General features: G+C 40.3%; 15 protein-coding genes. 11 read left to right on the forward strand and 4 right to left on the reverse strand.

Annotated features, from left to right (window positions below; translation table 11 throughout):
• Window positions 1–308: 308 nt before the first annotated feature.
• From HZB59_11570 to HZB59_11580, 3 genes are read right to left on the reverse strand one after another with little or no spacing between them, the layout of a single operon-like run.
• A complete protein-coding gene (locus HZB59_11570) occupies window positions 309–2,018 on the reverse strand; it encodes a short-chain dehydrogenase (protein ID MBI5022064.1) in 1,710 nt (569 codons plus the stop codon).
• Window positions 2,019–2,053: 35 nt separating this feature from the next.
• Window positions 2,054–2,383: a YbjQ family protein gene (locus HZB59_11575; GenBank protein MBI5022065.1), complete on the reverse strand. Its 330-nt coding sequence runs from the start codon at window positions 2,381–2,383 to the stop codon at window positions 2,054–2,056.
• A gap of 12 nt (window positions 2,384–2,395) precedes the next feature.
• Entirely contained in the window at window positions 2,396–3,394 is a 999-nt protein-coding gene (locus HZB59_11580; GenBank protein MBI5022066.1) for a hypothetical protein, read from the reverse strand.
• Between the two features lie 198 nt (window positions 3,395–3,592).
• Between HZB59_11580 and HZB59_11585 the strand changes: the two genes are divergently transcribed.
• From HZB59_11585 to HZB59_11635, 11 genes are all read left to right on the forward strand, one after another.
• Entirely contained in the window at window positions 3,593–4,411 is an 819-nt protein-coding gene (locus HZB59_11585) for a glutamate racemase (GenBank protein MBI5022067.1), read from the forward strand.
• An 18-nt stretch (window positions 4,412–4,429) separates the two neighbouring features.
• The gene (gene def / locus HZB59_11590) at window positions 4,430–4,960 is read left to right on the forward strand and encodes a peptide deformylase (protein ID MBI5022068.1); all 531 of its coding nucleotides are present in this window, start codon (window positions 4,430–4,432) and stop codon (window positions 4,958–4,960) included.
• A gap of 15 nt (window positions 4,961–4,975) precedes the next feature.
• On the forward strand, window positions 4,976–5,548 hold the full coding sequence (locus tag HZB59_11595; GenBank protein MBI5022069.1) for an orotate phosphoribosyltransferase: 573 nt from the start codon (window positions 4,976–4,978) through the stop codon (window positions 5,546–5,548).
• 15 nt (window positions 5,549–5,563) lie between these two features.
• A complete protein-coding gene (locus HZB59_11600; GenBank protein MBI5022070.1) occupies window positions 5,564–6,652 on the forward strand; it encodes a mechanosensitive ion channel family protein in 1,089 nt (362 codons plus the stop codon).
• Window positions 6,624–7,166 (forward strand): NUDIX hydrolase, encoded by a 543-nt coding sequence (locus tag HZB59_11605; protein MBI5022071.1) that lies wholly within the window; start codon window positions 6,624–6,626, stop codon window positions 7,164–7,166. The genes HZB59_11600 and HZB59_11605 overlap by 29 nt, the downstream gene beginning before the upstream one ends.
• A gap of 20 nt (window positions 7,167–7,186) precedes the next feature.
• Window positions 7,187–8,524: a thymidine phosphorylase gene (locus HZB59_11610; GenBank protein ID MBI5022072.1), complete on the forward strand. Its 1,338-nt coding sequence runs from the start codon at window positions 7,187–7,189 to the stop codon at window positions 8,522–8,524.
• Between the two features lie 97 nt (window positions 8,525–8,621).
• Entirely contained in the window at window positions 8,622–8,936 is a 315-nt protein-coding gene (locus HZB59_11615; protein MBI5022073.1) for a hypothetical protein, read from the forward strand.
• A 101-nt stretch (window positions 8,937–9,037) separates the two neighbouring features.
• A complete protein-coding gene (locus tag HZB59_11620; protein ID MBI5022074.1) occupies window positions 9,038–9,598 on the forward strand; it encodes a hypothetical protein in 561 nt (186 codons plus the stop codon).
• Window positions 9,568–10,425, forward strand: coding sequence for a sensor histidine kinase (locus HZB59_11625; GenBank protein MBI5022075.1), 858 nt, complete (start codon window positions 9,568–9,570; stop codon window positions 10,423–10,425). Before HZB59_11620 ends, HZB59_11625 begins: the two co-directional genes overlap by 31 nt.
• Before the next feature lie 19 nt (window positions 10,426–10,444).
• Window positions 10,445–11,077 (forward strand): response regulator transcription factor, encoded by a 633-nt coding sequence (locus HZB59_11630; GenBank protein ID MBI5022076.1) that lies wholly within the window; start codon window positions 10,445–10,447, stop codon window positions 11,075–11,077.
• Window positions 11,078–11,253: 176 nt separating this feature from the next.
• Complete coding sequence (locus tag HZB59_11635) at window positions 11,254–11,616, forward strand: response regulator transcription factor (protein MBI5022077.1); 363 nt, start codon at window positions 11,254–11,256, stop codon at window positions 11,614–11,616.
• 106 nt (window positions 11,617–11,722) lie between these two features.
• Here HZB59_11635 and HZB59_11640 read toward each other — a convergent pair whose 3' ends face one another.
• A complete protein-coding gene (locus HZB59_11640; GenBank protein MBI5022078.1) occupies window positions 11,723–12,502 on the reverse strand; it encodes an inositol monophosphatase in 780 nt (259 codons plus the stop codon).
• Window positions 12,503–12,510: the final 8 nt, after the last annotated feature.

Consider the following 12,510-nt stretch of genomic DNA (forward strand, 5'->3'; position numbering starts at 1 on the left):
CGCAAATAGGTATTAAACCGCTCAACGTTTTAATATTTGCCAGAGCAATCTGTAGCTCGGAAACTAGGTTTGTAAAAAGGATTCAAGAATTTTAATGTAAATATATCCGCAATAATGTCAAGTCATTTTAGAGTTTATTAATAAGATTTGGTTCAGTGTGAAAAAAAATTGAAACCTTGCAGAGATATTTCAGATATAAATTCTGAACGAATCTCATGATTGGTATTCCTTCCCGGATTCGATTTGAAATTAACACGAATAAAAAAGCCCCGAAGAATCGGGGCTTCAATTAATTTATGTATTTCTGGTTATGCTTTCATCCGCATTCCTTTTTCTTCATAGCTGAAGATCCAGCCGGCAAGTTTTCCGGGATCTATCTCTTCAAAATTGTCCCAGTACTTCTTGGTGTTAAGGAAACGTGAGCTTGAATCTGTTTCAGGTATATCTTTCACACGCTTTAGAATATCTTCAAAGCGCGTTTTCCACAGCTTCATGCTTTCAACGCGTAAATCCACCCAACCATCGTGCGCCCAGAGATTTACACTCTTCGAGGTGATTGCGAGTTCGTTTTCACCGGTGAACGGCGGTATTTTTATCTGGTTTCCGCGCAATAATGATTTTCCGTCGGGCATCAATATCGGTATGCCGATGGAAATAATCTGAGATCGAAGGGTGGCGTTGGTTTCGATGATCTTCTTAATTTTATTTGAAAGATCTGCCGGTTTAGTTTTTAGAATCGTTCCGACATTTTTACAAGCAAGTTTTAAAAGATACCCTTCATATAATAATTTTGACAAACGGGGTGGACCTAGCATTTCGAACGCAACACTATCTACATTATGTTTCTTTTCCAATTCTTTAATTTGTTTCTTCGCGTTGTGGAAAAGATAACCTGCACGATATGTAGGACCAAGTGTTGCGTTATCAAGCGCGTTAATTATATCGTGCCCTGTGTTTCCGCCTTTGATTTCATAAATCGTATCTTCAGCAATCTCTTCGGGTGTAACAAATTCCATTTGTCCCGGAGTTGTAATAGCTTCAAACTCGCCGCGTGAAAATAATCCGTTCTCTCCTGTATCGATGAAAACAGATTTTAAAGTTTTGCCTGTTGGGGTTGCGGCATTCTTCATTGCAATCTGAAGCTTGTCGCTCAATTTTATGGCGCGTGCCGGCACACAATCAACCAACTCAATCGGCTTGCCGCGTTTTTTTATCTCACCATATCCAACGCGTTTCCATGCGATTGCCGCTGTTGGTTTTATCTCTTTCGTGATCGGGGCATCGGGAGTTCTACCCATAAGGAAGAGCAGAAGAGTATGCGCACCCGCGACAGATGATTTGCTGAGGAGCACGCTTGACGGACGTTCTTCGCTATGTGTATACGGGATATTCAATCCCATACCACCTGTTCCGCTTGTCCCGATTTTTAAGTAGATGATTGTTCCGAAATCATGCATGGAGCGATAGAGCAACTGCACGTGTCGTATTAGCTGTGGAATATAAAGTGTGGCAAGCAAGCGTTCGGTCGTTTCTATCAGATCGGCGGTTGTATTTTTTGCCTTTGCAGATTTCAATTGTTGAATGACTTTACGCGCCCCTGTAAAAATATCCTGATAAGCAATTGCGGTTGCAGAATTGATGCAATCAATAATGATATCCGGTTTAGATGATCGTAAAAGTGTGTTTATTGTCGATCTTTTTAAAACATCCTCAGTCAACTCGCTCAGAATGTCATCGATCAGTTGAATCCGTGTCTTCGGATCGTTGATGATATCCTCGCGGTTAGTATCTTTCAGTGAATGTCTCACGAAAATATTCCCCCACCAAGGGAGAAAATATTTTTTTGGAAGTTTCGAAAATTCTTTCTGAAGTGTGGTAACCGCTTCCTCGGCTTCGTGTTGCAGGAGTGAAGTAACTATAATCCGTTTGGGATTATGCTCGACTAACTTTCTGCAAATCGCCATTCCCACAAGACCTGCACCGCCAAGCACCAGTACGGTTTTATTTTTTATATCCATTTTTAATTCTCTTTAAATAATAGGTTCAGAAATTATCACACTTTCTCTACAACAACGGCAGTGCCGTACGCAAGAACTTCGGTAACACCCGCGGCAACTTCGTTTGCATCGTAGCGCATGCCGATGATGGCATTCGCGCCCATCTGATCGGCATGAAGCATCATTATTTCGTATGCTTCCTGACGGGCTTTCTCGCATAATTCCTGATACAATGATATATTGCCGCCGAATAATATTTGAATACCGGCGCCGATGTTACCGATCAAAGATCTTGATCGGACTGTTATACCGCGCACCAATCCTAACTGCTTTACAAAACGGTAGCCGTCTAACTGGAACGCTGTTGTAATAAGTGCATGATCCATATGTTTAGCTCCTTATTTAATTTTTAGAGACTTCACCATATTTTCAAAAGTTGGGAAGTAAATATCTTTCTGCGCGGCAAAGTAATTTATTGTTATTCGTAACACTTTGTCATTCTTTACTGTGAAATATACGCGGCTTCCTATATCTTTGCGAGGAGAGTAATCTGCCCAAAATGCAGTTTGGCCGTCGATTTGAATTTGGCCTGAATTTTTTGCGTTATATGTTCCTTTATTTTGATCCCAAACTTTTTCCACAGTTAACTTTTGTGCGCCAAAGACATCGATGTGTATGCTGCAATCCAACCTATCAGCGCGCATCTCCATCGCAAAATCGTGCTTTGCTGCTTTCTTTACTGCGTTGAATTCAAGATTATCCGGATAAAGCATTGTGAAGAAGTCCGATTTGTAGGTTTCCATATTCCCCGAAGGAGTCCATTGATCCGATTTTTTAGCTACAATAACGGGTAATTCAAATGAACTTATCATCGTAGAAAAAACTTCAGCATGTGCTTCGTATTGATCTCCATAACCCAGGCACATCAGTTTGTACATCGCCGTATCGCCCGCAACATATATATCGTAACCGGATATCTGTTTTTTCGAAGTAACAGGAATTCCATACGCAATTTTTATAACTTCTTTACCTGCAACATTTATTTTTTCATCGGGGGAAACCTGAATGTTCTGCCATGTTTGTTTCAATTCGTCTCTGCCAAGTTGAATCAGATCCTCTGCATCTGATCCTGCATATTTAATAACCTGAACAGTTACTTGTGCTCCTTCTTCGCCTGTTCGCGGATCAAGGAATTTATTAACAACCTCTTGCGTTTTTGCAAAAATTGCCTTTCCGGCTTCACCGAAATTTTTCCATTCTTTCGGATATTTTATCTTGAAACCGAAAGCAGGGTCTTTATATTCGTTTAATTCTCCAACTTTCACAGGTTCGGCTTTCTTGCCGCAACCGGTGAAAAGTAAAAGAAATGCTATTGTGACGAGCAGAAATGATTTCATAATTTTAACTCCATCTATATTAATGGTGATTTATGATATAATTATCGCGGTAAAATAATCCCCTAATGTCGGGGTGAAATTGTGAAAAGAAAGATATAAAAAGTTTCAATGAAACTCAAATATTCCCGATTAAAATCTGAACGATACCGAAAACGAAAGTTTGTTAATCCACACTTCATTTCATATATTTTCAATAAGATGAGCACAAAAGCAATCCAATCTAAACCAATAGGCGTATTTGATTCGGGAATCGGCGGCCTCACAGTGGTGCGTTCTCTGATGCGCCATTTACCTCACGAGAATATTGTTTACTTCGGAGATACGGCTCGCGTACCGTACGGACCAAAATCTCCGCAGGTTGTAAAAGAATACACAGCCCAGGATACCGATTTTTTGATGAAACACAACGTTAAGATGATCGTTGTAGCATGCAACACTGTTTCATCTGTGGCGTTGGAAGTTGTGCAGAAACATGCTCGTATTCCGGTAGTCGGAGTCATAGTTCCTGGTGCAAGAGCGGCTGTCGAGAAGTCGAGTAATAAACGTGTCGGTATTATTGGAACCGTCGGCACTATAGCAAGCAACGCATACACTATCGCGATTCGTCAGGCAGATCCATCAGTGACTGTTGTGGGGCAGGCGTGTCCGTTGTTTGTCCCGCTTGCCGAAGAAGGTTGGATCGATCATCCAGCAACAGAAATTATCGCGAAGGAATATCTTTTCCCACTTCGCTTGCAAAAAATTGATACGCTTGTTCTTGGCTGTACTCATTATCCGATATTGGAAAAAGTGATAGGCAAAGTATTCGACTATAAAATAACATTGATCGATTCCGGTGAAGCTACCGCGTTCGATGTTGAAAAAATATTAGATGAAAATAAATTGCGCAACCCAAGCACATTGAAAGCTAACCTGCAATTTTTTGTAAGCGACATACCGCATAAGTTCACAGAAATTGGGGAAAGGTTTTTAGGACAAAAGTTAGGCCGGGTACGCCGTGCCGAAGGTTTTTTCTGATATTTCTATATTGTAAACATGGCAGTTAAAGAAATATTACTCCTCGGTAATCCGATTCTCAGAAATAAATCTTCCCGCGTCGAAGATCTAAAAATTTCTGATGCTCATCAAACGGTAAACGATTTACGCGATACATTGAATAATTTCCGGAAGCAAAATGGTTTTGGGAGAGGAATTTCCGCTCCTCAGATTGGAATCACCTCAAGAATTATTTTTATAGATGTTGGAAAACCGATAGCATTAATTAATCCTGAGATCATAGAATCATCAACCGAGATGATGATATTGTGGGACGATTGTTTCTCTTTCCCGGATATCATGGTAAAAGTAAAACGTTCCAAAGAAATAAAAGTACACTACATCGATCCCGATCAGTCCGAACAAATAATATCCGCAAATGGATCGTTGTCGGAATTGCTGCAACATGAAATCGATCATCTCGACGGCATTCTCGCTATCGATCGTGCAATAGATTCAAAACATATCATCTTGAAATCAGAGTATAAAAAATATCATTTAATTCGTAACGAATCACCGCATCCGCTATAAGATAAGGATCATTCGATGACTAAAGATAAAATTTTAAAAATATTCACTGAAACAAAAGCATTACTTGAAGGACATTTTCAATTGACATCCGGTTTGCACAGCCGTCAGTATTTTCAATGCGCGAGAGCGCTTCAATATCCCCGCAACATGGAAATTCTCTGCAGCATGATTGCCGAAAGGTTTAAAGATTCAAATATTCACGCTGTAATCTCACCGGCGATCGGCGGAATAGTTGTGGGTCAAGAAGTGGGAAGACAACTTGGAGTGCGGACGATGTTTGCTGAAAGAAAAGACGGGGTTTTGCAACTGCGCCGCGGCTTTGAAATTCAAAAAAATGAAAATGTGCTCGTGTGTGAAGACGTTACAACCACAGGTGGATCGGCGCAGGAAGTAATAGATATTGTTGAAAGTTATGGCGGGAAAGTAATCGGTGTTGGCACGATTGTAGACCGGAGCGGTGGTAAGGTTACGTTCCCAAATTTTTTCGCAACACTTGCAGTAGATGTTGTTAACTATCAACCGCTGGAATGCCCTTTATGCGCCGGCGGGATCCCGATTGATAAACCCGGAAGCAGAGGCAATAAATAAATTGGAAATACATTTATGATTGAACAACTATTAATCCAAAAATTGATTGCGGCACTCACGGTACTGTTAATCTCGCTGGTGGTAGGTCAGTTGGTTAAGTGGATACTCGCAACGGTTTTTAAAAGAATTTTCTCTGCTACAAAAACAACACTGGACGATCGGATGCTTTCGGTTATTCGTCCAAAAATTACCACAATCAGTGCGATAATCGGTCTCTATATCGGATTAAAAATAATCAGAGGTGGACTTGACGCTGGAAATATTACATACAATCATATTATCGATTATCTTGAAGTCGGTCTATATCTGTTTCTTGTTTTTGTCCTCGCTCGTTTAATCAGCCGGATAATTGAAACGACATTTGAGTGGTATACAGACGAAGTATCCCAAAAAACGCAGAGTAACATAACGGCAACCGTAGCACCGATGATGAAGAAGATCGTTGATCTTGTTCTCTTCCTCATCGCGGTAATGATTATTCTGGATCATTTCGGCGTGAATATCGGAAGTTTACTTGTCTCTCTCGGTGTCGGTTCACTCGCCGTCGCTTTAGCTGCTCAGGAAACGGTTGCTAACATGATTGCAGGTTTTGTGATTCTCATAGATCAGCCGTTTAGGGTGGGAGACAGAATTAAACTTCCATCTGGTGAAGAAGGGGATGTAACGCAAATCGGATTAAGAAGCACACACATTTTAAATTATGACAACAATCTTGTCGTAGTTCCGAACAGTGAATTGGTTAAAAATCGATTGGTCAATTTTGCTATGCCCGAAAATTCGATACGGGTGCTCATTGAAGTAAAGGTTGCCTACGGAACTAACGTGGAGGAGGCGCGGGCTATTCTTTTGAAATTAGCAAGTGAGAATAATAATTTAATTTCCGATCCTGCCCCATCTGTGTTTTTCATGGAGTTCGCGGATTCGGGTATTCTTCTCCGTTTATCGGCGAGGACATCTCACTTCGATAAAAAATTTGAGATTGAAACATCGTTACGTGAACAAATTTATAAAGAATTCACGAAAGCGGAAATTGAAATTCCCTTGCCCAAGCGAGTGATTTATACACAGGAATTAGATGAAATACAAGCTGATAAAAAGAAATAAGGTTTACGAGGGAAGAGTATTCACGACAATTGTTGATGAAGTTGAATACTTAAACGGTGATCCCACCATCCGCGAAGTTGCGGAACATCCGGGCGGATCGGTGATATTGGCGGCATTTCCCGACAACAGGATTCTTTTAATAAATCAGCATCGCTATCCTTTAGATAAATTTATATGGGAACTGCCGGCAGGCAAATTGAACCGCGATGAAGATCCGCTTAACTGCGCAAAGAGAGAATTGGAAGAAGAAACCGGCTACTTGGCCGACGGCTGGGAAAAATTGACATCAATTTACACAACTCCAGGATTTTGCAGCGAACTTCTTCATATTTATCTCGCTACAAACTTGAAGGATGCGCCTGGCGGACGTAAACTCGAAGCCGGTGAAGAAACAATGACGATGAAAATAGTTCCATTGCAAGAGGCAATTGCCATGATTGAACGGTTAGAAATTGTGGATGGTAAAACGATTTGCGGTATCATGATCGGTGAACGAATCTTAAATTCAAAATAACTCATAACTTATAACTCAAAATGAATCCAATCGAAATAATTCGAAAGAAACGAAGCGGAGAAAAACTTAACAGGGAAGAAATTGAAAATCTTATTAACGGATATCTTAACGGCAGAATAACAGATTACCAGATGTCGGCTTTTTTGATGGCTGTTTATTTTCAGAAGATGGATTTCGAGGAAACTGCTGTCCTAACTGAAGTGATGCTGCGTTCCGGCGTGGTAGTCGATTTAGCGAAAGTGCCTGGGATAAAAGTTGATAAACATTCTACGGGTGGAGTTGGAGATAAAGTATCACTGATACTTGCACCGATGGTTGCGGCTTGCGGTGTACCTGTACCGATGATCTCGGGCAGAGGATTGGGACATACCGGAGGAACGCTCGATAAGCTTGAATCGATTCCCGGTTTCCGAACAAATCTGTCACTGGATGAATACAAAAAAGTTATTGCCGATATCGGGTTAGTGATGATCGGTCAGACGAACGAAATTGCCCCGGCAGATAAAAAAATGTACGCGCTACGCGATGTTACTGCCACGGTAGAAAGCATTCCGCTGATTTCAGGAAGCATAATGAGCAAGAAACTTGCGGAAGGAATCGATGCACTTGTCCTCGATATTAAAACCGGGCGGGGTGCGTTCATGCAATCTGAAAATGACGCGATTGAACTTGCGAAAACACTTATCGCGGTTGGAAATAAATTCGGGAAAAAAACTATCGGCTTTCTCACAGATATGAGTCAACCGCTAGGTTACACTGTTGGAAATTGGTTAGAAGTTGTGGAGTGCATCGAATGTATGCAGTGTAAAAATATCCCCGACCTCATGGAAGTAACTTATGTACTGAGTGGGGCTATGGTGATGTTAGGCGGTAAAGCCGGAAGCATCGAAGAGGGAATATCCAAATGTAAAAATGCTCTTCAATCAGGGAAAGCATTGGATAAATTTAAAGAATTGGTTCACCGGCAGGATGGTGATGTTTCATTTATAACTGATCATGAAAAATATCCAAAAAGCAAATATACGATTGAAGTGAAGAGTGCTTCTAACGGTTATATCAATAATATCGATGCACTTGAAGTCGGTTTCATCGGTATCATGCTCGGAGCGGGTAGGATGAAAGTGGATGATGTTATAGATCCAAAAGCCGGAATCGTTTTAAAGAAGAAGGCAGGCGATAGTGTAACAGCGGGTGATACGCTGGCAATCATTCAAACCGATAAGAAGGAAATCGTTGAATCTGCCGCTCATCGTCTGGAAAGAGCAATAAGCGTTACCAAAGATTCCCGCAAATCATCTCCGCTTATTCGTGCGATGATAGATGAAAATGGTATGCACCCATGGCGAAATTTTATTTGAATTTCACTTTTATTTTAGTACTTTCAACTTAATTAATTCATTATTAAGGATTGAATTCTATCCTTAATTTTTTCAATAACACTCATATGGAGGGTGTATGCCGTTACCGGAAAAAAATAATCAAATAATCACGCTTGACGAAGCGACCAAGTATACAAGCGCATATAGAAAACAATCATCACCAAACGCGACAAAAGGTGGATTGTTCTGGAAGGAATTTGTTCAAAAACTTCTCGACCAACCCGGTTGTGCCGCGATGAGATATTATCATGGATTTAATACCGACGGGAAACCTGTTATTGTTTTAGTTGGTGTTAACGATAAAGGGGATGATATAACAGAAGGTGTATTATTGGAAATTAGTCCGTTGTGTCCGCCTATCTGCAGCTCACCGAATACATTGAATAGTTAGACAGATTGTAAATGATCTGGTATTCTATTTTTATTGGCACACTCCCAACCTGTATCCCTTTATTTTTCGGATTCAGATATTACAAAAAGATATCCGGAGAAATGAAGATTCTTGTCTGGTATTTGGTGTCATCATTTGTTTTCGAGATGATGGTGAGCATTGTAATAATATTAGGCATCTCCCACAATACATCTTGGATATCACACGTTTTCCCTCCGCTTGAATATCTGCTTTTTGCTGTTATATTTTCCAAATGGCAGAAAAATATTTATTTAAAGAAAGCTTATATATGGAGTATATTCTTAATAGCAGCTTTTTCAATAGTGAATCTTCTGTTCTTTCAATCAGTCGCTCAGGGGAACACTTATGGTATGTCGATACAAAAATTATTACTCATTAGCATGTCGGCGGCCGTATTGTTGGAATTGAATAAGGAAGGTATATATCCTTTAACAAGAGAATATCGATTTTGGGTAGCAGCAGCCGTTTTATTCTACAACCTCACAACTCTCATGATGTTCTCTCTTGCTAATCTGATTCTCTCATTAGGGGAGCAATTCTCAATACCTATATTCATGACACATATGGCACTAAGTATCATTACCTATTTAATTTACACCAAAGGATTTTTATGCCGACCCCAGGGTCAGAAATCTGGTTAGCGTTAGTAGTAGGTACTACGGCTATTGTGATATTAGGCGGTATCTTATTGGGCAGTATAATGTTCAGCCAGAAGCGGTTTATTAACTCGCAACGAGAGAAGGTGAGGATATTGGAAGAGAGTGAGCGTCAACTCAAAGAATCGTATGATAAGGTTCGTCAGTTTGCGGTGCATCTCCAATCTGTGCGTGAAGAAGAACGGACCCGGATTGCGCGCGAAATTCATGATGAATTGGGTCAATTGCTTACAGTGATGAAAATGGATATTGCGCTGTTAAGTAAAAAAATCAAATCACAAAATGAAAATAGATTTGCATGTGAAGCTATAAAATCGTTGCAAACAATGTCAGGATTGGCAGACTCAACTATTCAATCTGTACGACGAATCGCCACTCAATTGCGGCCTGAAATTTTAGACGAGCTCGGTCTCCGTGAAGCAATCGAATGGGAAACGGGATTATTTCAAGAGAGAACAAAAATATTAACAAATTTCAGCTCTTCTAAAGAATTCATCTCGCTTGATCCCGAACGCGCAACGGCTCTATTTAGAATTTTCCAGGAAACTCTGACAAATATTGCCCGCCATTCTCAGGCGACACAAATTGATGTAACAATTGATTTATTTGATAGTGAACTAATACTATTAGTGTCAGATAACGGAAAGGGGATAACCCAAGTAGAAGCCACCGGCTCAAGATCTCTTGGTTTGCTCGGTATGCGCGAACGTGCTCAAGTATTTGGCGGCTCTGTAGATATCACCGGTATTCCAGGTAAGGGAACCATGGTAAAAGTTCGTGTTCCATTAAAACCGGTCAGTGCATCAACATGAAGAATAGTAGGAACGATCAATGATTAATTTACTTATTGCCGATGATCACCCGCTTATTCGCGAAGGATTAAAAAAAACACTTCAAGATGAAATCGGGATTCATGTGGTTTGCGAAGCTTCAAACGGGCAGGAAATACTTGACCGGGTTCAGCAGTACGATGTGCATGTTGTGGTAATGGATTTTTCAATGCCCGGTTTGAACGGAATCGATGTGATAAAAGAATTGAAGAAACAAAAACCTAAGCTACCAATTTTAGTTTTGAGTATGCACCCCGAAGAACGGTATGGAATTCGGTTAATCAGAGCTGGTGCAGCCGGATATCTGACTAAAGAAAGCGCTCCTGAAAATTTGGTGAATGCGATCAGGAAAGTCGCGGGTGGTGGAAGATATATTACACCAAAACTTGCCGAACAATTAGCAATACAAGTTGAGTCATCTGGTCAAAAATTACCGCACGAACTCCTGTCAGATCGTGAATTTCAGGTCTTTCACCTGATTGCCGCAGGTTCAACAATCTCGGAAATTGCAGAAAAATTATTTTTGAGTGTGAATACGGTCAGCACTTATCGCTCCCGCATCATGGAAAAATTAAATCTTCGAACGAATGCGGATCTAATTTCGTATGCTAGAAGTCATTTCCTTATTGAGTGAAAGAAGATAAATGCATACTTTGTCATGGGCTTGTAGTATAATCCGTGACAAATGAAACTGTAGATCCACCACAAAGAAATCTTACCACTTCCCACAATTATTAAATTCCTTTATCATTAATTTGTACAAGTAATTAAATTATTTAATAAGTTTTAATTATTTAGTGGCGAGGATTTATGCAGTTATTGATAGCAGAGAAATCAGAATTAGTGCAAGAAAGAATCGCAAGAATAGTTTCAAGTTGCGATAAAGTTCCGAATATTGAATACGCGATGTCGATCGATGATACGATTGATGCAATAAGTAATAATAAAATTGATGTTATCATTCTTTCATTGAAAATAATCAAGGAACGCGGTTTTAAGATAATATCTCAGTTAAAACAATACGTACCGATGATCATCATAATGATTTCTAATTCTATTCCAATATATAAATTAATGCTTATTGATGCAGGTGCGAATCTGGTACTGGATGATTCGGAGGAATTCGAAGAAATCCCACAGGTGCTCACCCGATTGCAATCGGTACCGAAATGAATTTAAAAATGGAAGGGCAAGCAAGCGGAACCAACACCGGGTGGCAAGCCGATGGGGGCTGAAGTTACGTAATAAGGGACGGGAGGTCCCTTATTGCGTTATAATCCTACTCCTTCACTAATCTTATCACATCCAACATTTGATTATGAATAGCGGCATTGCTCGCTAAAAGTTGTTTTCCATATAGATTGAATTTTGTACCGGAAAAATCACTTACCATTCCACCCGATTCATGTAGTATAAGGACACCAGCAGCCATATCCCATGGCTGAAGAGCCACTTCCCAAAATCCATCGAATCTACCGGCTGCAAGATAAGCCAGATCGAGCGCTGCGGAACCTAAGCGTCTTACTGCTTGCGCTTTCATAAGGAAATTTATAAAGTGCTCAACCGCATAGTCGGGATTTTCGATTATGTTGTACGGAAATCCGGTTACAAGAATGCTTCTGCTGATATGATCCACTTGAGAAACATGAATTCGTTTTCCATTCAAAAAAGCTCCTCTTCCTTTTTCGGATGTAAATAATTCATCGGTGTTCGGATCATATATAACACCGGCAATCATTTCCCCCGCGTATTCAACCCCGATGGATACACAGAAGATCGGTAAACCATGCGTGAAGTTTGTTGTCCCGTCTAACGGATCTATTATCCACCTGTATTCCGACGGCTTTCCTTTATCATTCCCGCTCTCTTCTGCTAGAATATCATGTGAAGGATAATGCGACGATATAATTTCTATAATAAGAGCTTCCGATTTTTTATCTATCTCCGTAACAAGATTTCTGTCTTGACCGTATTTTTGTTGAACTGATTTAAATTTTCCGATATTTTGTTTTAAATATTTACCCGCGCTCGTCGCGGCTTCAATCGCTACCTGAAGCATATTATTCT

This window comes from Ignavibacteriales bacterium, from assembly GCA_016214905.1.
Classification (GTDB): Bacteria; Bacteroidota; Ignavibacteria; order UBA10030; family SZUA-254; genus PNNN01.